General features: G+C 57.4%; 36 protein-coding genes. 24 read left to right on the top strand and 12 right to left on the bottom strand.

All coding sequences use genetic code 11. The annotated features are described in order from the left end of the window. Nucleotides 1–47 precede the first annotated feature (47 nt). Genes ACR0D9_RS16040 through ACR0D9_RS16000 form a run of 9 tightly spaced genes read left to right on the top strand, consistent with a single transcriptional unit; the run spans nt 48 to nt 4,586 of the window. Nucleotides 48–434, top strand: a complete 387-nt coding sequence (locus ACR0D9_RS16040) for a FlgB family protein (protein ID WP_480488145.1) — start codon at nt 48–50, stop codon at nt 432–434. 12 nt (nt 435–446) lie between these two features. Continuing rightward, a complete protein-coding gene (flgC, locus tag ACR0D9_RS16035) occupies nt 447–833 on the top strand; it encodes a flagellar basal body rod protein FlgC (RefSeq protein WP_480483911.1) in 387 nt (128 codons plus the stop codon). Nucleotides 834–844: 11 nt separating this feature from the next. Continuing rightward, a complete protein-coding gene (fliE, locus tag ACR0D9_RS16030) occupies nt 845–1,135 on the top strand; it encodes a flagellar hook-basal body complex protein FliE (RefSeq protein WP_480483912.1) in 291 nt (96 codons plus the stop codon). 4 nt (nt 1,136–1,139) lie between these two features. Next, entirely contained in the window at nt 1,140–1,412 is a 273-nt protein-coding gene (locus ACR0D9_RS16025) for a flagellar biosynthetic protein FliQ (RefSeq protein WP_480488141.1), read from the top strand. Then, on the top strand, nt 1,412–2,122 hold the full coding sequence (locus ACR0D9_RS16020) for a flagellar hook-basal body complex protein (RefSeq protein ID WP_480483914.1): 711 nt from the start codon (nt 1,412–1,414) through the stop codon (nt 2,120–2,122). Before ACR0D9_RS16025 ends, ACR0D9_RS16020 begins: the two co-directional genes overlap by 1 nt. Before the next feature lie 21 nt (nt 2,123–2,143). Next, entirely contained in the window at nt 2,144–2,929 is a 786-nt protein-coding gene (flgG, locus tag ACR0D9_RS16015) for a flagellar basal-body rod protein FlgG (RefSeq protein WP_480507187.1), read from the top strand. Further along, entirely contained in the window at nt 2,929–3,345 is a 417-nt protein-coding gene (flgA, locus tag ACR0D9_RS16010) for a flagellar basal body P-ring formation chaperone FlgA (protein WP_480539470.1), read from the top strand. The genes flgG and flgA overlap by 1 nt, the downstream gene beginning before the upstream one ends. Further along, nucleotides 3,345–4,076 (top strand): flagellar basal body L-ring protein FlgH, encoded by a 732-nt coding sequence (gene flgH, locus ACR0D9_RS16005; protein ID WP_480488139.1) that lies wholly within the window; start codon nt 3,345–3,347, stop codon nt 4,074–4,076. The genes flgA and flgH overlap by 1 nt, the downstream gene beginning before the upstream one ends. Nucleotides 4,077–4,085: 9 nt before the next feature. Then, nucleotides 4,086–4,586: a flagellar basal body-associated FliL family protein gene (locus ACR0D9_RS16000; protein ID WP_480539421.1), complete on the top strand. Its 501-nt coding sequence runs from the start codon at nt 4,086–4,088 to the stop codon at nt 4,584–4,586. A 34-nt stretch (nt 4,587–4,620) separates the two neighbouring features. Here the strand turns inward: ACR0D9_RS16000 and ACR0D9_RS15995 are convergent, their stop codons facing one another. The 8 genes from ACR0D9_RS15995 to ACR0D9_RS15960 all read right to left on the bottom strand — a co-directional run bounded on the left by ACR0D9_RS15995 (nt 4,621) and on the right by ACR0D9_RS15960 (nt 11,785). Further along, a complete protein-coding gene (locus ACR0D9_RS15995; protein ID WP_480539419.1) occupies nt 4,621–5,004 on the bottom strand; it encodes a hypothetical protein in 384 nt (127 codons plus the stop codon). Further along, nucleotides 5,001–6,089 carry an EscU/YscU/HrcU family type III secretion system export apparatus switch protein gene (locus ACR0D9_RS15990; protein WP_480539417.1) on the bottom strand — a complete coding sequence of 363 codons (1,089 nt, stop codon included), beginning with the start codon at nt 6,087–6,089 and terminating at the stop codon, nt 5,001–5,003. The genes ACR0D9_RS15995 and ACR0D9_RS15990 overlap by 4 nt, the downstream gene beginning before the upstream one ends. Next, entirely contained in the window at nt 6,086–6,859 is a 774-nt protein-coding gene (locus ACR0D9_RS15985) for a flagellar biosynthetic protein FliR (protein ID WP_480539415.1), read from the bottom strand. Before ACR0D9_RS15985 ends, ACR0D9_RS15990 begins: the two co-directional genes overlap by 4 nt. After that, nucleotides 6,856–8,943 carry a flagellar biosynthesis protein FlhA gene (gene flhA, locus ACR0D9_RS15980; RefSeq protein WP_480539413.1) on the bottom strand — a complete coding sequence of 696 codons (2,088 nt, stop codon included), beginning with the start codon at nt 8,941–8,943 and terminating at the stop codon, nt 6,856–6,858. The genes ACR0D9_RS15985 and flhA overlap by 4 nt, the downstream gene beginning before the upstream one ends. A 9-nt stretch (nt 8,944–8,952) precedes the next feature. Next, entirely contained in the window at nt 8,953–9,651 is a 699-nt protein-coding gene (locus ACR0D9_RS15975; protein ID WP_480539411.1) for a transglycosylase SLT domain-containing protein, read from the bottom strand. Between the two features lie 72 nt (nt 9,652–9,723). Then, a complete protein-coding gene (locus tag ACR0D9_RS15970; RefSeq protein ID WP_480474766.1) occupies nt 9,724–10,152 on the bottom strand; it encodes an Lrp/AsnC family transcriptional regulator in 429 nt (142 codons plus the stop codon). Nucleotides 10,153–10,204: 52 nt separating this feature from the next. Beyond that, the gene (locus ACR0D9_RS15965; protein WP_480483922.1) at nt 10,205–11,524 is read right to left on the bottom strand and encodes an MFS transporter; all 1,320 of its coding nucleotides are present in this window, start codon (nt 11,522–11,524) and stop codon (nt 10,205–10,207) included. Between the two features lie 3 nt (nt 11,525–11,527). After that, entirely contained in the window at nt 11,528–11,785 is a 258-nt protein-coding gene (locus tag ACR0D9_RS15960) for a metal-sensing transcriptional repressor (protein WP_480474768.1), read from the bottom strand. A gap of 133 nt (nt 11,786–11,918) precedes the next feature. Here ACR0D9_RS15960 and ACR0D9_RS15955 point away from each other — a divergent pair, with 133 nt between their 5' ends. The 7 genes from ACR0D9_RS15955 (at nt 11,919) to ACR0D9_RS15925 (ending at nt 16,700) form a co-directional block, all read left to right on the top strand. Then, on the top strand, nt 11,919–12,533 hold the full coding sequence (locus ACR0D9_RS15955; protein WP_480483923.1) for a ribonuclease D: 615 nt from the start codon (nt 11,919–11,921) through the stop codon (nt 12,531–12,533). Next, nucleotides 12,530–13,498, top strand: a complete 969-nt coding sequence (locus ACR0D9_RS15950; protein WP_480483924.1) for a KpsF/GutQ family sugar-phosphate isomerase — start codon at nt 12,530–12,532, stop codon at nt 13,496–13,498. Before ACR0D9_RS15955 ends, ACR0D9_RS15950 begins: the two co-directional genes overlap by 4 nt. Nucleotides 13,499–13,509: 11 nt before the next feature. Beyond that, a complete protein-coding gene (locus tag ACR0D9_RS15945; protein WP_480539409.1) occupies nt 13,510–14,109 on the top strand; it encodes an LPS export ABC transporter periplasmic protein LptC in 600 nt (199 codons plus the stop codon). Nucleotides 14,110–14,112: 3 nt separating this feature from the next. Next, nucleotides 14,113–14,604 carry an LptA/OstA family protein gene (locus ACR0D9_RS15940; protein WP_480483925.1) on the top strand — a complete coding sequence of 164 codons (492 nt, stop codon included), beginning with the start codon at nt 14,113–14,115 and terminating at the stop codon, nt 14,602–14,604. Further along, on the top strand, nt 14,604–15,362 hold the full coding sequence (lptB, locus tag ACR0D9_RS15935) for an LPS export ABC transporter ATP-binding protein (protein WP_480474775.1): 759 nt from the start codon (nt 14,604–14,606) through the stop codon (nt 15,360–15,362). The genes ACR0D9_RS15940 and lptB overlap by 1 nt, the downstream gene beginning before the upstream one ends. Before the next feature lie 252 nt (nt 15,363–15,614). After that, entirely contained in the window at nt 15,615–16,178 is a 564-nt protein-coding gene (gene hpf / locus ACR0D9_RS15930) for a ribosome hibernation-promoting factor, HPF/YfiA family (protein WP_480483926.1), read from the top strand. Between the two features lie 57 nt (nt 16,179–16,235). After that, nucleotides 16,236–16,700 (top strand): PTS sugar transporter subunit IIA, encoded by a 465-nt coding sequence (locus ACR0D9_RS15925; RefSeq protein ID WP_267363095.1) that lies wholly within the window; start codon nt 16,236–16,238, stop codon nt 16,698–16,700. 54 nt (nt 16,701–16,754) lie between these two features. Here the strand turns inward: ACR0D9_RS15925 and dalA are convergent, their stop codons facing one another. After that, nucleotides 16,755–17,270, bottom strand: coding sequence for a divisome-associated lipoprotein DalA (gene dalA / locus ACR0D9_RS15920; RefSeq protein ID WP_267363096.1), 516 nt, complete (start codon nt 17,268–17,270; stop codon nt 16,755–16,757). Nucleotides 17,271–17,439: 169 nt separating this feature from the next. Between dalA and ACR0D9_RS15915 the strand changes: the two genes are divergently transcribed. Together ACR0D9_RS15915 and ACR0D9_RS15910 are read left to right on the top strand one after the other, a co-directional pair. Beyond that, a complete protein-coding gene (locus ACR0D9_RS15915; protein WP_267363097.1) occupies nt 17,440–18,039 on the top strand; it encodes a L,D-transpeptidase in 600 nt (199 codons plus the stop codon). 139 nt (nt 18,040–18,178) lie between these two features. Then, nucleotides 18,179–18,361 carry a hypothetical protein gene (locus ACR0D9_RS15910; RefSeq protein WP_117870963.1) on the top strand — a complete coding sequence of 61 codons (183 nt, stop codon included), beginning with the start codon at nt 18,179–18,181 and terminating at the stop codon, nt 18,359–18,361. A gap of 160 nt (nt 18,362–18,521) precedes the next feature. Here ACR0D9_RS15910 and hemH read toward each other — a convergent pair whose 3' ends face one another. Together hemH and ACR0D9_RS15900 are read right to left on the bottom strand one after the other, a co-directional pair. After that, nucleotides 18,522–19,571 carry a ferrochelatase gene (hemH, locus tag ACR0D9_RS15905; RefSeq protein WP_480488125.1) on the bottom strand — a complete coding sequence of 350 codons (1,050 nt, stop codon included), beginning with the start codon at nt 19,569–19,571 and terminating at the stop codon, nt 18,522–18,524. Nucleotides 19,572–19,628: 57 nt separating this feature from the next. Beyond that, nucleotides 19,629–20,459 carry a methyltransferase domain-containing protein gene (locus ACR0D9_RS15900; RefSeq protein ID WP_480488123.1) on the bottom strand — a complete coding sequence of 277 codons (831 nt, stop codon included), beginning with the start codon at nt 20,457–20,459 and terminating at the stop codon, nt 19,629–19,631. On the opposite strand from ACR0D9_RS15900, the gene ACR0D9_RS15895 reads away from it, so the two are divergent. The 4 genes from ACR0D9_RS15895 to ACR0D9_RS15880 are packed head-to-tail and all read left to right on the top strand — an operon-like array spanning nt 20,440 to nt 22,783. Beyond that, a complete protein-coding gene (locus tag ACR0D9_RS15895; protein ID WP_480539407.1) occupies nt 20,440–21,204 on the top strand; it encodes a double zinc ribbon domain-containing protein in 765 nt (254 codons plus the stop codon). The genes ACR0D9_RS15900 and ACR0D9_RS15895 overlap by 20 nt on opposite strands. 38 nt (nt 21,205–21,242) lie before the next feature. Further along, entirely contained in the window at nt 21,243–21,500 is a 258-nt protein-coding gene (grxC, locus tag ACR0D9_RS15890) for a glutaredoxin 3 (RefSeq protein WP_209507200.1), read from the top strand. Then, nucleotides 21,500–22,330 (top strand): carbon-nitrogen hydrolase family protein, encoded by an 831-nt coding sequence (locus ACR0D9_RS15885; RefSeq protein WP_480539405.1) that lies wholly within the window; start codon nt 21,500–21,502, stop codon nt 22,328–22,330. The genes grxC and ACR0D9_RS15885 overlap by 1 nt, the downstream gene beginning before the upstream one ends. A gap of 12 nt (nt 22,331–22,342) precedes the next feature. Then, nucleotides 22,343–22,783 carry a MarR family winged helix-turn-helix transcriptional regulator gene (locus ACR0D9_RS15880; protein WP_267363106.1) on the top strand — a complete coding sequence of 147 codons (441 nt, stop codon included), beginning with the start codon at nt 22,343–22,345 and terminating at the stop codon, nt 22,781–22,783. A gap of 3 nt (nt 22,784–22,786) precedes the next feature. On the opposite strand, the gene ubiG is transcribed toward ACR0D9_RS15880, so the two are convergent. Then, nucleotides 22,787–23,533 carry a bifunctional 2-polyprenyl-6-hydroxyphenol methylase/3-demethylubiquinol 3-O-methyltransferase UbiG gene (gene ubiG, locus ACR0D9_RS15875; RefSeq protein ID WP_480539403.1) on the bottom strand — a complete coding sequence of 249 codons (747 nt, stop codon included), beginning with the start codon at nt 23,531–23,533 and terminating at the stop codon, nt 22,787–22,789. A 48-nt stretch (nt 23,534–23,581) separates the two neighbouring features. On the opposite strand from ubiG, the gene pip reads away from it, so the two are divergent. Next, entirely contained in the window at nt 23,582–24,559 is a 978-nt protein-coding gene (gene pip, locus ACR0D9_RS15870; RefSeq protein ID WP_267363109.1) for a prolyl aminopeptidase, read from the top strand. Beyond that, nucleotides 24,556–25,377: an ABC transporter substrate-binding protein gene (locus tag ACR0D9_RS15865; protein WP_267363110.1), complete on the top strand. Its 822-nt coding sequence runs from the start codon at nt 24,556–24,558 to the stop codon at nt 25,375–25,377. Before pip ends, ACR0D9_RS15865 begins: the two co-directional genes overlap by 4 nt. Nucleotides 25,378–25,536: the final 159 nt, after the last annotated feature.

Below are 25,536 nucleotides of genomic sequence, written 5' to 3'. Positions count from 1 at the left end.
GAATCAGGGTTAAGCCTTGATTGAAATTGATCGAGGGAGAAGCCCCGATGTTCTATGACCTGAACGTCTTTAAGACAGCGTACGCAATGGCAACCCATGCCGGGCAACGGCAAGCGGTCATTGCACGCAACATGGCCAATGCGGATACGCCGGGCTATCAGCCGCGCGATATCGAGGCCTTTCAGAAAGCTTTCGAAACCACCGGGCATGACGTGACCATGGACGCCACGCGGCCGGGCCATCTGCATGGCAGTATCGGTGCGCAAAACTGGGCTGAGGTTGAAGCTGTCCCATCAGGTGATCCCAATGGCAATGGTGTGTCGCTTGAGGAAGAGATGCTTAAATCGGTCGAGGTCAAACGACAGCACGACCGAGCGCTGGCGATCTACAAATCCTCAATGGACATTCTGCGCACCAGTTTGGGTCGCGGATAAGGGGCGGCAGGTATGAGCGATTTTTCCCATTCCCTTGTTGCGTCAGCCAGTGCTTTGCGCGCGCAATCCGCGCGGTTGCGGCATGTGTCCGAAAACATCTCGAACGCGGACACGCCCGGCTATCGACGCAAAACCGTACCGTTTGAAACCGTGCAGAAAAACGGTGGGGACATGGTGCAGGCTGGCCGAGTGACGCTTGACCAGCGTTCGCTGAGCCGCATCTACGACCCCGGTCATCCGTTGGCAGATGAAAGTGGTCACTACCAGGGCTCAAACGTCGATTTGATGATTGAAATCGCGGACGCCCGGGAAGCCCAGCGCAGTTATGAGGCCAACCTAAAGATGTTTGATCAGACGCGGCAGATGTCGTCGTCGCTGATGGAATTGCTCAGAAAATAAGGACTGCCAGAATGGATATCCGATCACTCAACGCCGCGCAGAATTATGCCGGCGCACGCTCTGCCACACAGGCCGATCCCGATCATGGCGGGGCGGCACAAGGATTGAGGGCGACCTTTCAGGACTTTGCAGCCACGCTCAGACACAGCGAACAGATGTCTCAGTCTGCGATGGTCGGTCAGGCTGATCCCCATGCACTGGTTCAGGCGCTGGCCCAGACCGAACTGGCGGTAGAAACCGCAGTGATCGTCCGCAACAAAGTGGTCGAAGCCTATCAGGAAATCCTGAGAATGCCGGTCTGACCCGATGCTCAGCGAAGGGCTTTTTTATGACATCGTTCGTCAGGCGTTGTGGGTTGCGGTCATTACATCCGTCCCGATCCTTGCCGTGGCTCTGGTTTCTGGCCTGATTGTCGGTCTGTTCCAGGCGCTGACCTCGATACAAGAGATGACCCTGACCTTCGTTCCCAAATTGATCGCCATTGTCATCGTGTTCTGGATTTCGATGGGGTTCATGACTCAGACCCTTGTTACGTTTTTTACCGGAACGCTTGTTCCCTTGATTGCAGGAGGCCGCTGATGGACACGGCTTACGTCACCCTGTCCCGCCAGTCCGGGCTAATGAATGAAATGCGACTGGTGGCGAATAACATCGCAAATGCCAACACGACCGGATATCGCCAGCAGGGGCTGGTGTTTTCGGAATACGTGCGGGACATTCCGAACAATCCGTCCCTCTCCATGAGCCGGGCCGAGGCGCGCAACACATCGTTGCAACAAGGTGTGCTTACGAAAACCGGAGGGCAGTTTGATTTCGCCATCGAAGGGGACGGGTTTTTCATGGTTGAAACCCCGGATGGCAACCGGCTGACGCGTGCGGGCAGTTTCTCGCCAAATGCCGAAGGCGATCTGGTTGCGATGGATGGTGCGCGTGTTCTGGATGCCAACGGTGCCCCGGTCTTTATCCCGCCCGATGCAGCTTCGATTGATGTCGGCAGTGATGGGACGTTGAGTGTCAACGGCCAGTTTCTGGGCCAGTTGGGCGTTTTCAATGTCGCTGATCCGCAGGAGCTGGTCCGCGAAGGAAATACGCGGTTTCGTGCCAATGGTGCGATAGACCCGGTTGATGAACCCGTTGTTTTGCATCGCTTTCTCGAAGGTTCGAACGTCAACGCTATGCAGCAGGTGACCCGCTTGGTGGAAATCCAGCGCGCCTATGAGCTGGGACAAAGCTTTCTTGACAGCGAAGACGAACGCGTGCGCGGGGCGCTCAAGGCGCTGATGCGCTGAACGGTAAAAGGAGAGTTTGACATGAGAGCCCTGAAAATTGCCGCCACCGGAATGACCGCGCAACAGATGCGGGTCGAGACGATTTCCAACAACCTGGCAAACATGAACACCACTGGCTACAACGCCCGCCGGGCCGAATTTGCCGATCTGCATTATCAACAGATGGCGCGCGCCGGAACTGTAAACGCCTCGGACGGAACAGTATTGCCGACAGGTATTCAACTTGGTCTGGGCGTGCGGCCCGCAGCTGTTACCGTGCAACTGGAACAAGGTGCTTTGTCAGCCACCGGCAGTGATCTTGACGTGGCGATCGAAGGGCGCGGATATCTGGAAGTTACGCTGCCCAGCGGTCAGTCCGCGTATACGCGTGACGGCAGCCTCAAGCGGTCGGCAGAGGGTCTCATTGTCACCTCCGACGGTTATGCGGTTTCGCCGGAACTCACCGTTCCCGACGACGCACGGTCAATTTCGATCAATGCCGCTGGCGAGGTCTATGCATATTTCGACGACACTCCCGAGGGGCAATTGCTGGGTGAGTTTGTGCTTGCCAGCTTTTCGAATGCCAAGGGGCTGGAAGCCGTTGGCAGCAATCTGTTCAAGGAGACCGAGGCGTCGGGTGCCCCGGTGCTGGGAACTCCGGGAAGTGATGGGCTGGGTACATTGCGACAGGGTTATCTGGAAGACAGCTCGGTCGATGCAGTGCGCGAGGTAACCGAACTTATCGAGGCGCAGCGCGGCTACGAGATGAATGCCAAAGTCATCTCGGCTGTGGATCAAATGATGAGCGCGACAACGCAGGTGCGATGATGCGAGGGATCGGCATATGTTTGGCACTACTGGCTCCAATCGCAGCACAGGCTGACATTGTGGTTCCAACCCGCACGATCCGGGCCAAGGAAATCATTTCCGCAGCGGATTTGAAAACAAGCTCGACGGATGTCCTAGGTGCGGTGACTGACCCTGATCTTCTGATCGGGCAAGAGGCGCGAGTGGCACTGTATCCCGGCAGGCCGGTCCGAGAAATTGATGTACGCCCCCCCGCCATCGTTGACCGCAACGATCTGGTCGTCCTGATATTCGACCGCCAAGCCTTGTCGATAACTGCGGAAGGCCGCGCCTTGGGGCGTGGCGCTGCTGGGGATCGCATCCGGGTCATGAACCTGTCGTCCAGAACAACTGTAACCGGCCAAATCCGCGCGGATGGCCAAGTCGAGGTTAAGTGATGACCGGACTGTCGAAAACTCTCCTTCTCATAGCTTTGTCTTTGGCCGCGTGTGGTCGTCTGGATCATCTTGGCAAGCCCCCGAGTTTTACACCAAACGAAGAATCTCCCGAGCAGGTTGCCATGCTGTGGCCGGGTCTGCCCTTGCACACGCAACCACAACGCACCGTTGACCGCTCATCTCTTTGGAGCGGAGGGCAGCAATCCTTGCTGGGCGATCAGCGGGCGATCAAGAAAGGTGACATACTAACAGTTGTCATCGAGTTGGATGAAAAAGCTGAGATATCAAACAACACCAGACGGTCCAGATCAGGCTCGGAAAACCTTGAGGTTCCTGGCCTCTTTGGTTTGCCCCAGCGCGTGCAAAAACACTTACCTGACGGGGCATCGCTGGATGAAGCCGTGTCCATCGAAGCGGATTCCTCAAGTTCTGGGCGGGGATCTGTGAGGCGAAACGAGAAACTAACCCTGCGTGTCGCCGCGACGGTTCTGGATGTTCTGCCGAACGGGGTTCTTTCGATTTCCGGCTCGCAGGAGTTGCGGGTCAATTTTGAGCTGCGCGAGCTTTTGGTGGCCGGGTATGTCCGCCCTCAGGATATCTCGCGACAAAACGAAGTCACCTACGACAAGATCGCCTCGGCGCGGGTGTCTTATGGTGGAAGAGGTCAGATTACGGATGTCCAGCAACCCCGATACGGCCAGCAAGTTCTTGATTCACTCTTGCCGTTCTGAGGTGCGACCGTGATTGCAAAACTGGTTCCAGTCGTTTTCCTGATTGTCGGCCTGGGTGCGGGTATCGGTGCCGGGCTGTTTCTGTCACCTTCGGGCGAGCCCGACAAAACAGCCGCCGAAAAAGAAGTGGCAAAAGAAGAGAAGGCCGGTCACGTGAAGTCTGAAAAGTCCAAGGAAAAAAAGCCAGCCTATGGGTATCTAAAGTTGACCAAACATTTTGTCGTTCCGGTGGTTGGGGATGACGAAATCGAAGCGATGGTCACTTTGTCTCTCAGCATTGAGGCGAACACAGCAATTGAAGAAACGTTTTATTCCATTGAACCCAAGCTGCGGGATGCCTTTCTTCAGGTTCTGTTTGATCACGCAAATAACGGGGGTTTTGATGGGACGTTCACCGAATCCCGAAATCTGGATGTCTTGCGTAAGTCCCTGTTGGAAGAGGCAAAAAAAGAACTGGGTGAAGATGTTTCAAAAGTGCTGATCATGAGCGTGAACCGTCAAGATACCTGACGAAGGTCGCTTCACGGTACGGATCCGGCCAGCATTAACGGGTTTGCTTTCGGGCAACGGCCTGCCGATGGCTTTTCAGCTGCTGCTCCCGCAGGGTTGCGACGGCTTGTTTGCGGCCAAACGCAATTCTGAGCGACTCCAGACCGGCCAGTTTCTGAGCGCGCGTTTGGGCAAGTCGCATGTTCAACGCGCGGCGCGTGGCAGATTCCCAGCCATTCCAAAGAATGTCGGCCCCGGATATCTGATATCCTTCTGTCCAACCGCTGGCTTTGCGCACCTGGTCAAGCTGATGATCCAGTTTCGCCAATTGGTTCTGAATTCTGGCCTCGGCCTCGAGGATTGGGCGGAGTGTCTGAAATTGCTTCTGGAAAGCGACGTCGGCTATTTTGTCCAGCCCGCTTAACTGAGTGTCCTTCATCGGATCTGCTCCTTTGCACGTTTCCGCATCGCTTCGGCGAACCTGATTGCAGCGGCAACGGGGCGAAAATGTTCTTCGGAGATCTCCTGCCCGATGTCGACAGTTGCGTGAAGCGCACGCGCCGTCGGAGGATCCGAGCGGATCGGAACGCCGGCCTGAGCCGCAGCAGAACGGATGGAAGCGGCTACTGCATCCACACCTTTGGCAACACAAACAGGTGCGCTGCCAGTAGCCCTGGTCCATTTCAGTGCAACAGCAAAATGGGTGGGGTTTACGATAACAACATCCGCGCCCGGAACATCTGCCATCATCTGGCTCGAGGCGATCTCCTGTGCACGTTGACGGCGGTGTTGCTTTACATACGGGTCGCCTTCGGCGTCCTTAGTTTCATCCTGGAGCTCTTTACGCGACATGCGGTTCTTGCGCATGTGCTCGGCGTATTGCCACAGAAAGTCGATTACGCCGATGCACAGGGCGATGGTAACCACAATGAACAGGAAGCGAAACAACAGGTTCATCATCAGCTGTATGGATGACGTTGCCGGGGCCGCGCTGGCAGACAGAATTTCGGCCAGGTTCGACTTGATGAAAAGTGCGAGGCACAGGCTGTAGATCACCAGTTTGGTTGTACTCTTGGCAAACTCGAACAAGCCACCGCGCCCGAACTTGTTTTTGGCATTCGAAACAAGGGAAATCCGCGAAAGCTTTGGTTTCAGTTTGCTGGGGGCGAACACCAGCGTGCGTTGGGCAATCAGGTTTAGCAGAACGGCCACCGCGGGCAGGCAGAAAAGCACGGCAATGGGTGGTAACGCGCCACTCAGAATTCCGGCAACCGTCGCTGTCGCAGGTCCCATGTTCAGAAGGTTCGCGATCTGGTCGGATTGGTCGATCAGGACCATGAACAGAGTTCCCAATTGCGCGACCGCGTACTGCCCTGCCGCCAACAATGCGATCAGCAGTCCGGTATATGCCGCAACAACCGACAAGTCGTTGGACTTGGGAACTTCACCCTTTTCACGGGCTTTCTGGAGCTTTTGCGGCGTCGGCTCGTATGACTTGTCGCTGTCGTCATCGGCACCGCTCATCGCTGGCCTCCGATCGGGTTCATGAAGAAGGCAATCAGCGCGTCAGACCAAACAGAGAGGATCAATGGTGCGCCCGCAAACAGCAAAAACAGCCCAGCAAACGTTATTGCTGGCGCGCCCACGAAGGCGACCATCAATTGCGGCATGGCTCGGTTGATAACCCCAAGTGCAAGATTGTAGATCAACGAGGCGATGACGAATGGCGTTGCCAGTGAGAAGGCCAACCCAAAGCTGCGTGAGATTTGTCGCACACCCCAATGGGACAAATCTGCCGAGCTTGGCACCAACCCTATGGGGAATAGGGCATAACTCTGGATCAGGAATTGCGCGGCCCGTACGTGCAAGCCCATGATGACGGCAAGCGTTAGTCCCGCGATCGTTAGCAGGTATCCCATTGCCGGAACAGGATCAGTGGCCGCCGCACCCAGCAATTGCGACAATGACGTGGATTGCGCGGCAATGGATCCGGCGGTTTGCAGCGCTAAAACAAACAGCCGCAGCCCGGTTCCAAGCGCCAGCCCAATCAGGATTTCTGTCCCAACCAACCGCCCCAGCGTCCACAGGTTGAGAGACAGGTCCAAAGGTTGGGTTGCCGGAAAAATGATCAGGGTAAAGGCGACGGATATCCCCAGTTTCATCCGTGTTGGAATGCTGCGCTCGCCGAAAGCAGGCAGCAGCGAAACCAAAGCAGAGACGCGCAGAAAAACCGCGAAGGCCTGCCAGAGCGGTTCGGCCAGCTGCGTCAACAATTCTGGCGGCAGAGCGATCACGCGGGAACAGTTCCTACCAGCGCGGGTTTGGCTTCCAACCCGATTTCCTCAAAAGAAAGGACCGGGTTTGGAACGCCGCGCGCATGCATGATCGTACGCAACAACCGGCGTCGCCGGGTCGAGGTCACGACAGCAGGAAACAGACCGTTATCAGCCGATCTGGCGATACTGCTGACCATGCCGTCGGCCAGCTTGTTAAACAGGTTCGGCGGCAGTGCGACATCCAGTCCGGCGCTGGGCGCGTCGACCTGATAGGTGGTGAACGTTTCCTCCCATTCGGGGGCCAGTTGGATCAGCGGGATCGAGCCATCCTCACGCTTCATATCGGCGACCAGTTGAAATCCGAGACGCTGGCGCACCAATTCGCAGATGCCCTCAGGCTGGGTGGTTGTCAGCCGTGCTTCGGCAACGCTTTCAAGGATCAGGGCCATGTTCCGGATCGAAACCCGTTCCTCCAGAAGCAGTCGCAGAACGGCGTGCAATGTGTCCATTGGCACTTTGTCGGGGATCAATTCATCCAGCAACTTGCGGTTTGCCTCAGCCCGAACTGGGTCGCTCAGGCGGGTCATTTCGGTCAGCAGGCGGCGCAGGGATTTCAACGTCAGCAAGCGCGAGAAGTTCTGCTTGATAATCTCTAGCAGATGCGTGGCCAGGATCTCGGGCGGTGAGACGATAGTGGCCCCGTTCAACGCTGCGTCCTCCTGATGTTTGGGCAGGATCCAGCGGGCAGGCGCGCCGTAAACCGGCTCGGTCACGTCATTGCCTTCGGGCAACAGATCGAACCCGTCCTGAACCAGAGCCAGAACCAGATCGGGGTTCAGAACGCCGCGCGCCTGTTCGACCCCCTGAACCTTGATCACGTAGGTTCCGGTTGGCAGGTCGGCTCGATCAGTCAGGCGAATTTCGGGCAGGATCAATCCGAAGGTAGACGCCACGTAGTTGCGCATATTGGCAATGCGGGCATCCAACCCGGTTCCGGGATTCAAAACCAAGCTTACCAGATCGGGTGCGAATTCAAGGTGCACGTCATCCAGGTCCAGAATATCACCAATAGCCTGCGAGACCGACACCTCGGTTTCGGTCGCCTGCGAATGCAATGACGGATCTGTTTCTTTCTGCTTTTTCCGAATTCTGTAGGCCGCATAACCAAGTACAGCTGCACCGAGGATGAACGGCAGGAAAGGCAGGCCGGGCACCAGCGCAAACAGGACCATAAGAACCGCCACGGTAGACAGCGCAGCCGGATGACGCCCAAGTTGGGAGAAAATGGCATTGTCGGTGGCACCCTGTGTTCCGCCGCGCGCCAGCAGCAATGCAGAGGCAATCGAGATGATAACCGCAGGGATTTGCGAGACCAGACCATCACCGACGGTCAGGATTGCATAAGTCTCGAACGCGAAAGCCACCGGCATTCCGTGCACGATCACCCCCATGACCAAACCCATAACAAGGTTCAAAAGAGTGATCAGAAGGCCGGCAACGGCATCACCTTTGACAAATTTCGACGCACCGTCGAGCGAGCCGAAGAATGTCGTTTCCTGCTGTTCGCGTTCCCGCCGTTCCTTGGCTTGCTGATGGTCGATGGCCCCGGCTGACATGTCGCTGTCGATGGCAAGCTGCTTGCCCGGCATCCCGTCCAAGGCAAAGCGCGCGCCGACCTCGGCCATACGGGCGGCCCCTTTGGTGATGACCATGAAATTCACGATCAGCAGTACGCCGAAAACCACAAGACCCAGAAAGATGCTGCCGCCCATGACGAAATTGGCGAACCCTTCAATCACGTCACCAGCTGCGTTGGGTCCAGTATGCCCCTGACCGATGATCAGTTTGGTCGACGAGACGTTCAGCGACAGGCGCAGCATCAGCGATGCCAGCAGGATCGTTGGGAAGGACGAGAAATCCAGCGGACGTTCGATGAACAGCGTCAGAGTGAAAATCAGGATGGCCAGCGCGAAAGAGGCGGCTAGCCCCACATCCAGCACCCAGGCAGGCATGGGCAGGATCATCATGACGATGACGGTCATCAGCGCCAGTGCCAACAGGACAGTGGGCGAAAACAGGGACCGGATGTCAATCTGGGGCACGCAGGTTTCCTAATTGAAAGGGATGAAAGCAGTTGCTGTGCTATTGGTCGGGACCAGAGAGCCCAGGGCAGTGGTGGCGGGTGAAGCCACTAGCACCGGAATCAAGGGCGTTCCGGCCCTTGTGAACGGATCGCGTGACTTGCCAGAAAACCCGTGCGAGGGCGGGTTGTCCAATTGAGCCATCACTGTCTGGAACCGACCACGATAAGCCTCGGCCAGAGCATTCGTGCGGGAATGATACGCCCCGGCCGCAGCAGGCCACGAACCAAGTTCGAAATAAAGGTCTTTCAGGAAGCGGGCGGCGTAGGTTGCGTTCGCATCCGGCTCAAACATCGCATCGATCGAGCGGAAGGCCTTGCCATGCCAGCGATAATTGACCTGGAAACACCCGACGTCAAAGCTGCGAGAGCCTGCTTTGAAAATTTTGAAAACATAGGCCTTGGCCTCGGCCTCGGACTTGAACCAATACCCCTGACCTTCGGCATTTATGGCCCAAGGCCAGGGCTGCAACTGCCCGTCTATCTGTCGGCCGGTTTCGACGCGAGTTATGGCGCGCAGCACGTCCAGCGGAACATCTTCGGACAGTGCCGCACGGTGCGCGGCCTGATCACAAAGCCCGCCTGTCGGTGCTGCGTGCGTAGCAGAACCCGCCTGCGCCAACAGCACAAGCAGTATCATGAAAGTAATCGGTATTCTGCGAATTGGCATTCTGCCGGTCCGGGATTCTGGTGTTCCCGGCCAAGCTAGCCGCCGATCGGTTTACAGAGGGTTATCGCAGCCTCAGTTTCGGTCGATCCTGCGCCCGAAAACAACGCTTGTATTGGTGCGCAGGACGCCGGGGATCTTCGCCAGATCGTCCACCAGAATGTCCAGATCCTCCAGCCTCGGGGCATCTGCGGTCAGCATCAGATCGAATTCGCCGTTGATCGACAGGCACAGTTTGACCTCGGGATAGGCCTCGAGCCGTTTAAGGATCCGGTTGGTTTCCTTCTGCTGCACTTCCAGCATGACGATGACCTGCACTTTGGGCGTGTCTTCTGTGGACCCAAGGCGCACGGTGTATCCCGTGATTACGCCGCGATGCTCCAGCCGACTGATCCGTTCATGCACAGTTGTGCGGGCCACACCCAGCGAGGCCGCGATCTGCGTGGTCGAGGCACGCGCATTGGCTTGCAGGGCGGCGATGATACGGCGGTCTAGCTGGTCCATTGGGGCTCCGGTTTGCGGTAAGTCCGGGTTTAGATCAGATTGACGCCCTTTCTCAAGGCTCACGCGGTATGCGTGGGTGCAGGTCGTCGATTATGATCGGGTGCGCGTGCGGGCCCGCCCCGGCCAGATGCGGATGATCGGCTGGCAGATCGGGGTGAGTGTGAACAACCGGTTCCTGATCGTCACGCGGCCAAAGGCTGACTGCCACAATCACGCCTGCCACGGACAGAATGGACATACTGCCGAGCGCAACAGTCGGCCCATAGACGGTCATTATCCATCCAGCCAGCGGATACAGCACCAACCAGCAACCGTGTGACAGAGTAAACTGTGCGGCAAAGACAGCTGGGCGGTCTTCGGGATGGGCCGAACGGGTCAACAAACGACCCGAAGGCGTAAGGGTTGTAGAATACCCAAAGCCAGTAAAAGCCCAAAAAACGGCAAGGACACCCAGCGTAAGCGGGATCGTCGCGGTCAGAACCGAGGCGACGGCCATAGCGCCCGACGCAAGAATGGCTCCGGACAGCATAACCTTGCGATCCTCGATCCGATCCAGCAGTCGGGGCAGAGTAAACGCCGCCAGCATCGACCCGCCGCCAAATCCGGCCAGTGCAATGGCCACGGCGCTTTCTGACAGGCCAAGGGTGGCCCGCACGATGACCACTGTGTTGACGATTACCATCGAACTCAGCGCTGCGGCGCTCCAATTAAGCGCAAGCAGCCCCCTCAGCCGGGGCGTTTTCAGGTAGATGCGAATTCCGCGTGTCGTGCGGTCATAAATCCCGCGTGGTTTGCTGGGCTTGGGCGAGGGCAGGACGACCGAGACCACCAGCAATGCCGAGGCAACAAACCCCAGCGCTGTGCCCCAGAACAGGCTGTTGAAGCTGACCAGCAACAGAAGTGCCGCGGCAAACATCGGGCTCAGCAGGCTTTCCATGTCGTAGGCAAGACGTGACAGTGACAAAGCGCGGGTATACTCGTTTTCGTTCGGCAAGACGTCCGGGATCGTTGCCTGAAAAGCAGGCGTAAAGCCTGCCGAAGCGGATTGTAGCACGAAGATCAGCACATAGATTTGCCAGACCTCGGTCACGAAAGGCAGGCATACAGCGACTGCGGCGCGGATCAGGTCCAGAAGAACCAGCATTTTCCGACGGTCCAGCCGCTCGGCAAATGCAGCGGCCAGGGGGGCCACGGTGACATAGGCCACCATCTTGATCGTTAGCGCGGTGCCCAGCACAAGGCCAGCAGCGTCTCCGGCCAGATCAAAGGCCAGCAGCCCAAGCGCGACTGTGGCCAGCCCGGTTCCGGTCAGGGCGACGATCTGGGCAGCAAACAGGTGGCGGTAGGTCCGGTTTTTTAGAATGCTCAGCATGGTTCAGAGGTATTTCGTAATGGCTTTGAAATCCTCGATCCCGCCGCTATCGCCATCGGAAGACAGGCAATGGTCGATGTGATCATGGATCAAGGCGCGCTTGGCGTTGGTGACCGCTTTTTCAACGGCAAACAGCTGTTGGGCGATGTCAGAACAGGGCGCCTGACCTTCAAGCATGGCAATGACCTTTGCCAGATGCCCGTGGGCCCGTTTCAGCCTTGCCGTGATATGCGGATGCGACTCGCGGGGTAAATTTGTCATGACGTATCCCTATCCCCCCCATGAGGATATTGTCAATCTTGTTGCGGGGATTTGCCCGTGACTTTTGGACGGCGTTGAGTTTATGGACCAAACCGCCTATCTCGGAGGCGATACCGCACAAAGGAATAGTCGGGTGGCGAACCATTTGTACAAAAACGACCTGCCGGACGGGCTGGATCTGGGCCCTGTTGTGGCCATTGACTGTGAAACCATGGGTCTGAACCCACATCGGGACCGCTTGTGCGTGGTTCAGATGTCGGGTGGTGACGGCAACAGCCATATCGTGCAGGTGGAAAAAGGCCAGACTGAGGCGCCGAACCTATGTGCCCTGCTGGAAAACCCTGACATTCTGAAGCTGTTCCATTTCGGGCGCTTCGACATCGCCGCCATGTACCATACATTTGGTGCTCTGGCCGCGCCGGTCTATTGCACCAAGATCGCCAGCCGCCTGGTGCGGACCTATACGGACCGGCATGGGCTCAAGAACCTGTGCCAGGAACTCATCAGTGTCGATATTTCCAAACAGCAACAAATGAGCGACTGGGGCGCAGTCTCACTTACGGACGCTCAATTGGATTATGCTGCGTCTGACGTTCTTTATCTGCATCAGCTGCGTGATGCGCTAAACATTCGGCTGGCTCGCGAGGACCGGACTGAAATGGCGCAGGCCTGTTTTGACTTCCTGCCGATGCGTGCGAAACTGGACCTCGCCGGTTGGCCCGAAACGGATATCTTTGCGCACTCATGACCGATACCGAAGCATTCCTGAAAACCGCCCGTCAGGTGGTGACTGACGAAGCCCGCGCGCTGGACGTACTTGCCGACAGTCTGGACGCGCATTTTGCTGAAGCCGTGCAGCTGATCCTTCAGGCCACCGGGCGCATCATAATCAGCGGCATCGGCAAGTCAGGCCACATAGGTCACAAGATTGCGGCCACGCTGGCCAGCACCGGAACGCCTGCCTATTTCGTGCATCCGGCCGAGGCCAGCCATGGTGATCTTGGCATGGTCTCCAAGGGTGATGTGGTTCTGGCGATTTCGAATTCGGGCGAGGCACCGGAACTTGCCAATCTGCTGGCCTTTACGCGCCGCTTTGGCATTCGGCTGATTGGATTGTCCAGCAAACCTGACAGCACATTGATGAAACAGGCCGACGTACATCTTCTGATCCCGTCGATGGGCGAGGCCTGCGGTTTTGGTATGGTGCCGTCGATCTCCACAACGCTGACCCTTGCCATGGGGGATGCACTGGCGATTGCCCTCATGAAATACCGCGATTTCCGGCCCGAGGATTTCCGTGCCTTCCATCCCGGTGGCAAACTGGGCGCTCGGCTGAGCACAGTACAGGATCTGATGCATGTCGGAGAGGCCCTGCCTCTGGTTGCGGCACATACTCCGATGAGCGATGCGCTGATCGAAATCAGCCAGAAGGGGTTTGGTGTTGCTGGCGTAACAGACCCGCAGGGTCAATTGGCAGGGATCATTACAGACGGTGACTTGCGGCGCCACATGGATGGGCTGCTGAACAAAACGACCGAGCAGGTCATGACCCCCAACCCCACAACCATATCCCCGGGTGCGTTGGCGGAAGAAGCGGTAGCAATCATGAATGACCGTAAGATCACCTCGCTCTTCGTGGTTGACGAGGCGACATCAGGTCAGGCTTTGGGGCTGCTTCACATCCACGATTGCCTGCGCGTCGGTCTGGGCTGAGGGAGGCTGAAGTGGACAGATATTCCCGCATGGTGCAGTTCCTGAAGGTGCTGTTGCCGCTTGCGGCTATTGTGATGTTGTCCACGGTATTCCTGCTGTCCCGCAGCATCGAAACAAACGTTTCCGTGCCTTTCGCGCAGAAAGACATTGATGAGAGACTGGCACAACAGGTGGTAACGCGGCCGGATTACCGCGGAACGACCCGCAAGGGAGAGACCGTGCATATCGAGGCGGTGCAAGCGACGCAGGGCACCGAGGCGTCGGTTCCGACCGCGTCCGAGTTTCGCGGCCGATTTGGGCTGCTCAATGGCGGCACAATTACGCTGGATTCGAATTCCGGCCTGATCCGTCCGGATAGTGGAACAGCTACCTTTGTTGGTGACGTGGTCATCACCACGGTGGATGGGCTCAAGGTTACGACGGATCTGCTCAATACCTCGTTGGACGAAGTCCGGGGCGATACGCCGGGGCAGGTGAACGGAACCGGTCCGATCGGTAACTTTTCCGCGGGGCGTATGACCTTTGGCACTGAAAAAACGGACGGGCCGGTCCATATTGTTTTTACAGATGGTGTGAAGCTGGTATACGAGCCTGAAAAAGCAGAAAGATAACTTGTGTTCGATTTTCGATTTGTTCCTTTGTGCCTCGCCTTGATCGCGGGCGCCGCGCCCGTGACTGCGCAAGAGGCGCAGGTGGCTTTTGGGTCCGCGAATGCCGATCCGAGTCTGCCGGTCGAGGTGACATCGGAAACCCTGAACGTCAATCAAGAGGACGGATCGGCCGAGTTCATCGGGAATGTCATCGTCGTACAGGGTGAAATGCGCCTGACAGCCGAACGCGTGCTGGTTATCTACAATCAGGAACGCTCGGCGATCGAGCGAATGGAGGCGACCGAGAATGTGGTTCTGGTCAGCCCGCCGGATGCAGCAGAAGGCGACTGGGCTGAATACAAGATCGGCTCGGGTGAGATTGTCATGAAGGGCAATGTCCTGCTGACACAGGGCCCCAGCATCATCAGTGGCGATCAGATGAACGCCAACCTGACATCGGGCACTGCGACAATGACCGGGCGGGTCAAAACGATCTTGCAGCAGGGAAACAACTGATGGCGCGTCCCGACCTGAAACTGACCGAGGGCAGTTCCGGGCTGCGCATCGAGAAGCTGCGGAAGTCCTACAAAAAAAAGACGGTGATCCGCGATGTTTCGATGACGTTGGGCCGGTCCGAAGTGGTGGCGCTGCTGGGGCCGAACGGGTCTGGTAAAACCACAACGTTCTATTCAGTTGCGGGCCTTGTGTTCCCAGAGGCGGGAAAAGTCACGATAGACGGCCAGAATGTGACTACGTTGCCGATGTACCGGCGGGCACGGATGGGGATCGGCTATTTGCCGCAGGAGATGTCGATCTTTCGCGGCATGAGCGTCGAGGACAACATTGCTGCCGTTCTGGATATCACGGTCTCTCATGCGCATAAGCGCAAAGAGCGTTTGGAAGAGCTGTTGTCTGACTTCTCGATCGAACACTTGCGCCGGGCCCCGGCTCTGGCGTTGTCAGGCGGCGAGCGCCGCCGTGTTGAGATCGCGCGCTGTTTGGCCGCAGACCCCAAATACCTGCTGCTGGATGAACCGTTTGCAGGCGTTGACCCGATCAGTGTTGGGGATATTCGCCATCTGGTCGCGGATTTGAAAAAACGCGGTATTGGTGTGCTGATCACCGATCACAACGTCCGGGAAACGCTGGAAATTGTCGACCGGGCCTATATCCTGCATGACGGTCAGGTTTTGATGTCCGGCACACCTGATGAGGTTGTCGAAAACGAGAATGTGCGCCGCGTCTATCTGGGCGAGAATTTCCGCATTTCATAACCTTGCGCGGAGTTGTGCCAATTGCATGGCGGAAATCGCGTATATACACATCTGTTTTGATTGACTCTTCCCTCGTCTCTTGCCTCAATTGGCTTATGGCATTTACCCGGTTCCAGTCTGGATCTCGATGTCCCTTCTTCGAAGGGCTGGAAACAAGGCAACCGCGGAAAATGTCTCTACCCCCCACCCGATAAAAACAAGCTCGCCGCGTTTCGCGGCGTCAGAATGGGTGTGAATTGTGAAGGAGATCACATGCGTTACCAAATCAGCGGAAAACAGATCGACATCGGTGCGGCGTTGCAGACACACGTGCAGACCGAACTGAATGAGGTCGTGGGCAAGTATGCGCAGCGGCCTACGGATGCCAACGTCGTCTTTTCCCGTTCGGCGCATGAATATGTATGCGAAACAACGGTGCACCTGTCCACTGGCCTGACGGCGCAGGCCAAGGCCCATGCAACCGAGATCTACGCGGCATTTGAGGCATGCTGTGATAAAATGGAAAAACAGTTGCGTCGTTACAAGCGCCGCCTGAAGGACCACCACAAGGATCGGGCCGAACCGGTTGAACTCTTTGGGGCGTCCTCTTATATCCTCGCTTCTAATGAATCGGAGTCGGTCGAAGAACCCGAATCGCTTCAGCCAATGATTGTGGCTGAGATGGAAACAAAAATCCCATCTTTGAGCGTTGGAGAGGCCGTTATGCAAATGGAACTTGCCGGTGCGCCAGTACTGGTGTTCAGAAATGAAAACAAGGACGGATTGAATGTCGTTTATCGTCGCGAAGACGGTAATATCGGCTGGATTGATCCGTAACAGGCAAGGATACGGGGCTGCACCCGCTGATGCGGGTGCGTGCCATGGAGCGTGATCATGGAGCTTTCGAGCATACTGAAGCCTGAAGCGGTGCGTGTATTGTCCGCGGCTTCCAGCAAGAAGCGGCTGTTTCAGGAAATCGGTGACGTCGCCGCGGCGACGCTGGGCATCGATCCTCAGGAAGCAGTTGATTTCCTGCTGGAGCGGGAAAGCCTTGGACCGACCGGTGTCGGCCATGGTGTGGCGCTGCCGCATGCGCGCCTGCCCGATCTTGATTCGGTTTCAGGTGTTTTTGTCATGCTTGAGAAGCCCATCGATTTCGGTTCAGTTGATCGCCAGCCTGTGGACATCGCCTTCGCGCTGTTTGCACCGGAAGAGGCGGGTGTTGATCACCTCAAAGCTCTGGCGCTGGTGTCTCGCACATTGCGGGATACTTCGGTTTGCACCAAGCTCCGGGCGAACCCTGATCCGGTAAAGCTCTATGCGATCCTGACTGAGGCGCAGTCTATGCAAGCCGCCTGATTAACAAAAAAAGCCCCCGAAAACCGGGGGCTTTTTTCTTTTCATTTGACCGGATCAACCACCGGTTCCCATTTCCAGCGTCCACCAGATTTTACCACCGCCTTCCTGATGCCAGGCGAATCCCATTTGGGTGGCTTTGGCGTCCATGATGACAGACCTTGGTCCAGGTTCCTGCATCCATGCGGCAAGTGTTTCCGTCTCGGTCTCGTAGGTTTCGGAAATGGCTTCCCCAAGGAACGTTCCGAAATAGCCGACACGCGCTGCCCGGTCGATTGGTGATGAACCGTCTGACCCAAAATGCCAGGGCCGGTTCTGCCGCGACATATCCTTCGAATGTGTCGCTGCCGCTGCGTTCAGCTGCGCGTTCAGCTGTACGGGCTGCAACCCCTGAGCCTGACGCAAAGCATTGACCGAATCAAGCATGCGGAACTGCAGCTTTTCCGGATTGCCGCGGATCTTGTACACGGTCGGCAATGGGCGACCATCAGATCCCAGAGTGGTTGAGCCAGTGTTGGTACATGCCGCAAGTGCGACAAAGCAAATCAACAGTAAAGAAACGATGCGCGTCATGTTCGACCTGATTATTGTATCTCAACAGGGCATAGCGCGCCTGCTTGTTCTGAGCAAACGCGCAATGGCCACAACTTGCGTGATTCTGCCGGTTTGGTTTGCGACTGAAGCATTCTGGCAATAGAATGCCTCTGATTTCAGACCTCACCTAAACACAGGACCCGTCGTCATGGTCAAGAAGCGCATTCATTCGCCCACCCGCAGGGGGTTTCTGGCAGGGGCTACCGCCACTCTGGCTACACCGGCACTGGCGCAATATATCCCGGGCGACCCGCTGCGCCCTGCACCCGAAACCGAACCGGCGGTTCGCCGCAACGTATCCGGGTTCCGGGCATTGGATTGGCAACCGTATTTCTCGAACACCAGAAATGGCGCCATATTGGTCGACACCGTCTCAAGAGCGCTGCATTACTGGTCGGATGACCAAACAGTCTATAAATTGTACCCGTCGTCGGTTCCGCTGACCGAAGAACTCACCCGGCGCGGGCGCACCAGTGTGATCCGCAAGGTCGAAGGCCCAAGCTGGTCTCCGACGCCGTCGATGAAGAAGAGAAATCCGGAATGGCCGGACTACATTCCTCCGGGTCCTGATAACCCATTGGGAACACACGCTTTATACCTGAGCTGGAAGTATTATCGCATTCACGGGACGCACGATACACGCAAAATCGGCCGCAGATCTTCGAACGGCTGCATCGGCCTTTTCAACGAAGACATCGCCGAGCTGTTTTCGATGGCGAAGGTTGGCACGCAAGTGTTGCTAATTTGACGACATTTTCGTGTACGAACCCGCTCACCGGTCAAGTTGCAATTGCATTCCCGCTCTAATGCTGATTAGAAAAAACTACGAGGTAAGTCTTAGATGTGCGGCTCTGGATATTGGAGCCGTGCAAATTCTGGAGGTTAATATGAAGAAACTCGTTCTCGCCGCAGCTCTGACTGCAGCAGCTTCGACTGCATATGCTGGCAACCTGGAAGAGCCGGTTGTTGAAGCACCAGTTGTTGTTGAAGAAACTCAGGGTTCGTCGCAGGGCATTCTGCTGCCGCTGATCCTGCTGGTCGTTGTTGCTGCTGCTGTTGCTGCAAGCTAATCCGACACGGAATTCATGAAAAAGGCGGTGGAGCAATCCACCGCCTTTTTTAATTCCAACAGGTCTTCAAGCCTGTTGCGCGCCGGGGGATACTGACAGGCCAGTATCAAGCCGAGCCTAACGTTCTCATAGGAAATGCGGGTTGCGTTCTGTAAACGCTTTACTCCAGCCACCCGCACAGATTGTCTTCGATCACTTTTCCAAGTGCCGCGATATGGGCGTCGTCATCGTTAAGGCATGATATATAGGTAAACGCCTCCCCGCCTGCTTCTTCGAAGCTTTCTTTGATTTCTTCGTTAATCTCTTCAAGCGTTTCGATGCAGTCAGCAGAAAACGCCGGGGCAATAACTGCAATGTTCTTTTTGCCTTGCTTCGCCAGGTCGGCCACGTGATCCACCGTGTAAGGTTTCAACCATTCTTCGGGGCCGAAGCGCGACTGGAAGGTCGATACCAATTGATCATCTGTCCAGCCCAGCCGCTCCTTTAACAGCCTCGTCGTTTTAGCGCATTGGCAGTGATAGGGATCGCCCTGCTGAAGATACCGTTCGGGCATCCCGTGATATGAGCAGACAAGAATGTCGGGCTTTGTCTCCATAGCCTCGTATGCGCGTTCAACAGACTGTGCCAGCGCATCGATATAGATGGGTTCATCGAAATAGGCCGGAACGGTTCGCGTCGCGGGCTGCCAGGCTTCGTCCATCAGTGCGCGAAAGAACTGGTCGTTGGCGGTGGCCGTCGTTGCGCCAGCGTATTGAGGGTAAAGCGGAAAAAACAAGATGCGATCGCACCCTGCCGCTACCATCGCGCGCACTTTGGATTTGGTCGACGGGTTGCCGTAACGCATACAGAAATCGACCATGACCTGATCACCGTATCGTGCGTGCATCGTCTGGCTTAGCTTGGCGGTCTGGTCCTTGGTGATGGTCATCAGCGGGCTTTCGCCTTTTTCCTGGTTCCAGATCGATTTGTAAGCCTCGCCGGAACTGAAAGGTCGCTTGGTCAGGATGATCGCCTGTAGAATCGGTTGCCATTTCCACTTTGGATAATCGATGACACGCTGGTCCGACAAAAACTCATTCAGATATCGGCGCATCGGCCAATATGTGTAGTCGTCCGGCGTGCCCAGATTGGCCAGCAATATGCCGACGCGCCCCATCCTGATCTTGGGGTGATCCGTAGGAGCGTGAGCGGGTCGCGTGGCATCAAACATATGAGGCTTCCTGAATTTCTTGCGTTAGGGCCTGAAATAAGGGGATTTGGTCGCGCGTCAATCGGGCAGTTTGCCCTCGTCCGTGCGCAAGGCGTCAGCCAAACGTGCTTGCGCCGACCCAGGACGCAGTGGTTTGGGTTGACTGTCGTGAGGGGACCATCCGGTCAGGCAGATCAGTTCGAACGTGGCTGCCAGACGTCCCGACTCTGTGGTGAAATGAGACGCGTAGATGTTTTGCGCGGCCTCAAATACTGCGCGTTTGGTCGGGTGTTTCAGTCGCCCGGATAACGCATTGGCCTCACCCATATGCCGCAGATCGTGCATCAGGTGCCAGATGTCACGGTACTCAGCCGTGAGCGGCACCGAGTCTGCGACTGGCAAGGCCAGACCTGCCCGCTGCAACAAACCGCCCATGTCTCGCAACCCGGCCATCGGGGCGATGCGGGGGCTGAGGCCACCGGTAACGTCAATCTCGGCCTGACCCAACGCCGCGCGCAATTCGTGCAGCGTTTCGCCGCCCAGACAAACAACCAGCAACAACCCGTCGGGTTTCAGCGCGCGGTGGCATTGGATCAACTGGCCCACCGGATCGTTTGCGCAGTGCAGTGTCATGGCGTGGATCACAAGGTCATGTACGCCGGGTTGCAGTGCCAGCACGTCGTCATCCGCAATGATCGAGGCTTCGGGAAACGCGTCCGTCCAAAGCTGCGGGTATGCGGTCACGATCGCTGCCGCCGTAAAGGTTTTGTTAACCATGGAGAGCCGATCCTGAACCTCGTCCATCGCGGCGCGGTGCAGAAAAAGGGCGTCATCCTGCACGCGGCTGCGATGACGCAGAATGGCGGCACGGTCAAAAAGTGAGGGTGCAGTGGGTTCGGGCAGTTTCATAGCTGGCAAGTATCGCATCGCGCAACGGATTCAAACCGCACTTGCGCTGATTTATCCACCACGTTGCATGGGGTGCGGCGACCTGACCGAGTCCGATTTTGGCCTGTGTGGTCCATGCTGGCGGGAAACGCCATTCATTGGCGGCACGGTCTGTGAAAGTTGCGGTCTGCCCCTGATCGGGGGGCAGGACGAGTTTCGGACCGAGTGCGATGATTGCCTGAAGACCGCGCGCCCCTGGAGGGCAGGCCGCGCCGCGCTTTTGTATGACGGCAAGGCGCGGTCACTGATCCTGGCGTTGAAACATGGTGATCGGCCCGAACTGGCCCGCCCTGCCGCGCAGTGGATGGTGCAGGCAGGGCGCCCATTGTTGCGACCGGATATGGTGATTGTTCCGGTTCCTTTGCATTGGTCTCGATTGCTGAAAAGGCGATACAACCAGTCAGCGCTGTTGGCGCAGAACCTGGCGCGCGAGACAGGATTGGAATGTGTGCCCGATCTGTTGATTCGCAAAAACAAGACGCAGGTATTGGATGGCAAAACAGCAGCCGAGCGGGCACAGATTTTGGAAGACGCAATATGCCTTCACCCCCGAAATGCCCGCCATCTGACGGGCCGGAACGTTTTGCTGGTGGACGATGTGATGACGTCCGGGGCAACACTGGCCGCATGCACTCGTGCCTGTCAGGCGGCGGGGGCAAATCATATTTTCGTGTTGGCTCTGGCGCGCGTTGCCAAGGATGCCTAATTCGCCCAAGATTGCGCGAAATCCGAAGGGAACGGAAAATGAAGTCGGTAGAGATCTATACATCGCCACTGTGCGGCTTTTGTCATGCGGCCAAACGCCTGCTGAAGCAGAAAGGTGTCGAGTTCAAGGAGATCGACGTGTTGATGCACCCCAAACGCAAACCTGAAATGATTCAACGTGCCGGGGGTAAACGCACGGTCCCGCAGATTTTCATCGGCGCTACGCATGTCGGCGGTTGCGATGATTTGTACGAGTTGGAGCGTCAGGGCAAGCTTGACCCTCTGCTTGCGGCCTGATGAAAACCGCGCTGCTGCAAATCACCTCGTCGGACGATCCGGCTGAAAACCTCGGGATGGTACGAGGCATGATGGCCGAAGCGGCAGAACAGGGCGCCCGCTTTGTTCTGACACCAGAGGTTACGAATTGCGTTTCGACCAGCACCACACGGCAGCGCGCGGTTTTACAACATGAAGAAGATGACATCACCTTGGCGGGCCTGCGCGAACAGGCTGCTGATCTGGGTGTGTGGCTTCTGATCGGCTCGTTGGGGCTCAAGACCCATGAGAGTGACGGTCGCTTTGCCAATCGTTGCTTTATGATCGGACCGCAAGGTCAGATCGTGGCGCGGTATGACAAAATTCATATGTTCGATGTGCAGGTCACCGAGACCGAGACGTTCCGCGAATCGAAAAACTACCGTCCAGGTGAAAGAGCGGTCATCGCCGAGACGGATTTCGGCAAGGTTGGTCTGACCATCTGTTACGATATTCGCTTTCCATATTTGCACGCGGCACTGGCGCAGGCGGGCGCGCGCATTCTGACCGTCCCGGCCGCGTTCTCGCCGGTCACAGGTGCCGCGCATTGGGAAGCCTTGCTGCGCGCACGTGCAATCGAAACCGGGTGCTGGGTGCTGGCCCCGGCCCAAACAGGGGAACATCCAAAAACCGGCGATAAAACACGCTATACTCACGGTCACAGCATGGTCGTCGACCCGTGGGGAAAGGTGCTGATCGACGCAGGGACCGATCCAGGCATTCACATTTTCGATTTGGATGATAGTTCTGTGACTGAGGCACGGCGACGTGTCCCTTCACTGCACCACCGCCGTTCCTTCGACGGACCCTGACAGAACGGAACAATGACAGACGACACCAATGCCCTTGCGGTCACGCTGTTCAGCGAGATCCTGACCGCCGACCAGCTATTGCGGAACCGGCTTAGCCGGGTGCTGCCCAAGGGCATGGAAATCTCGCATTTCTCGGTTCTGAACCACCTGGCTTTTGTCGCGGATGAGCGTAGCCCGGCGCAGCTGGCCAACACGTTCCACGTGACCCGAGGGGCGATGACCAACACCTTGGCCAAGCTGGAATGGGCTGGATACATCCACATCCGACCCGATTGGGACGATGCCCGCCGCAAGATGGTCGCGATCAGCCCCGCCGGTAAACGCGCGCGGGATCAGGCGATTTCCTCGATTGCTCCGTTGATCAACCGCGTGGTCGGAGAGTTGGGGGACGACCGTGTTCGGTCGACATTGCCAGTGCTGCGCGATCTGAGAAAACAGCTGGAAGGGGAATAACCCTCAGCCCGGCTTCACACTCGCCGTCACATAGTTCACGCTTAGATCCCGGTCCGAGATCGACCAACTCCAGAGGATCGGGTTGAAGACGAACCCCTTGCGGTCCACCGGGTCCATCCCCGCCTGACGCAGCAGGTCGAACAACTCATCAGGGGTGATGAACTTGTTCCACTCATGCGTGCCGCGCGGCAGCCAGCGCATGACGACCTCGGCCCCGAAAATGGCCATGGCATAGGATTTCGGGTTGCGGTTGATGGTTGAGCAGATCAGCAGCCCACCCGGCTTGAGCAATTGTTGCGAGGCGGTCAGGAAACCCGCCGGGTCGGCCACATGCTCGACCACTTCCATGTTCAGGACCACGTCGAACTGCTCACCTGCGGCGGCCATGTCTTCGGCTGTGGTGTGGCGATAGTCGATCTGCAAACCGGATTGCTCGGCATGGATACGCGCAACAGGCAGGTTGCCTCCGGCGGCATCGGCCCCAACGACCTCGGCCCCCAGACGTGCCATGGGTTCGCTCAGCAGACCACCGCCACAACCGATATCCAGCAGGCGCAGCCCTTCGAACGGTTTCCGCGCTTTCAGATCGCGGTCGAATTCACCGGCGATCTGCTGTGTGATATAATCCAAACGGCAAGGATTCAGCATGTGCAAGGGTTTGAATTTCCCATGAGGATTCCACCATTCCGCCGCCATCGCTTCGAATTTTGCGATCTCGGATGGATCCACCGTGTTCGGATGCGCTTGCATTCCTGTCTCCGTATGCTCTTTTACGCTTAAGGACTATATAGGGCCATAATGGACAAGTACCCGGACCAAAAGCGCGCAGTTCAATATCTGTACCCGCCGATCGATCCGTTCGATCAGCGTATGGTCGATATGGGCGACGGGCACCGTATCTATGTGGAACAATGCGGCAACCCCGAAGGCATACCGGTGGTGATCCTGCATGGCGGTCCAGGCGGTGGCTGTAGCCCCGCAATGCGGCGTTATTTTGATCCACAGGCCTACAGGGTGATTCTATTTGATCAGCGTGGGTGTGGCCGGTCTCGCCCCACGGCTTCGGTTGAAAACAACACGACATGGCATTTGGTGGCCGATATTGAACGGTTGCGCGACCTGTTCGAGATTGATGAATGGATTGCTTTTGGCGGCAGCTGGGGCGCGACCCTTGCGTTGATCTATGCGCAGTCGCATCCAGACCGGGTCAGCCGATTGGTGCTGCGCGGTGTGTTCCTGGCAACTGACGCTGAACTTGACTGGTTTTATGGCGGCGGAGCGGGACGTTTCTGGCCGGAACAGTGGCAGAAATTTACCTCACTGTTGCCCGAGGTGGAGCTGAAGGACACCATCACCGCCTACAATAAACGCCTGTTCTCGGGGGACCGCGCGACCGAGACCCTGTATGCGCGGGCATGGTCGCACTGGGAAAATGCGCTGGCGTCGATCCACACGAACGGATCAGTGGGCGAAAGCCCCGGCGAATACGCCCGTACATTTGCCCGGCTCGAGAATCACTATTTCTACAATAAGGCGTTCCTGGAAACGGATGGGCAGATCCTAGATCAAATGGACCGGATCGCTCATATCCCGGGACACATCGTGCAGGGGCGATACGACATGATTTGCCCGCCGCAGGCCGCCTGGTCGCTGAGCGAACGCTGGCCGAATGCCGAGATCAAGATGGTACGTCAGGCCGGTCATGCGCTTTCTGAACCCGGGATCAGCGCAGAACTCATCCGGATCATGGATCGCGTAGCGGAGGGTTTGGCATGACACGCATCGACCGCCGTGCCTTGTTTGCCTCGGGTGCCGCCGCCGCGCTGCTTGCCGCGACAGGCGCGTCCCTGGCGGACAGACCTGAGAAAGGCGGCACGCTGCGATTGGCCGTACCGCGCGACGACAGTCTTGAGCAGGTGGCGCGCGGTGCGGTTTTCGACACGCTGACCGAGATCGCCCCGGATGGCACTTTGCGGGGCGAGCTTGCGACGGGCTGGCAAACCGACGCCGATGCGAGGGTCTGGAGCTTTGATCTGCGCAACGATGCGGTGTTCCACGACGGCGCGTTTTTGGACATCGCAGATGTTGCGGCCGTATTGGCCGAGGTCGGGCATACCGAGGCATTGACTGCCAACCGTTTGCGGCTGGAACTGGCCGAGGCAAATCCGGGCCTTCCATTCCTTTTGGCGGACAGTCGTTTTATCATTGCCCGCAATGGCGAAGGCGTCACGCCGCTACACAACGCCAATGGCACGGGTTGCTACCGTGTCGAACGCGCCGAAGACGGGCGGCATTTCCTGGGTCGCCGTGTTTTGGGGCATTACAAGGACGGTCAGGCCGGTTGGGTCGATGCATTCGAAGTGATCGTTATTCCCGATGCCCGTGTCCGCGCCGAGGCATTGCGTGATGGCTATGTCGATGTCGCCGCCTTCCCCGATTCGTCAGAGATCCGCGGTACGCGCGGTCTTCGCTACTATCCTTCCGAGACCGATATGGCACTGGCCGTCTCTGGGGCGGTGGGATTGCCGCGGCAGATTGCCGGACGCACGGTTCTGGACGACGGTCGTATCGCTGAACGGTGGTGGATCGTGTAATTTCGGGTGACACTTCTGTCGGGGGTTGCAGACTCGGATCATCCTGCGTATATGCAGTCTCAACAGCGGTGCGTTGGACTTCCGGTCCAAGGCTCCACCGGAAAATTCGACGGGCCGCGCGCCCGTTTTTTTGTGCCCGACTGACAGGGTAGAGAACCT

This window comes from Ruegeria sp. AK11, assembly GCF_056541095.1.
The sequence above is the reverse complement of the archived record's forward strand: the minus strand, read 5'-3'. Positions and strand labels throughout refer to the sequence as shown.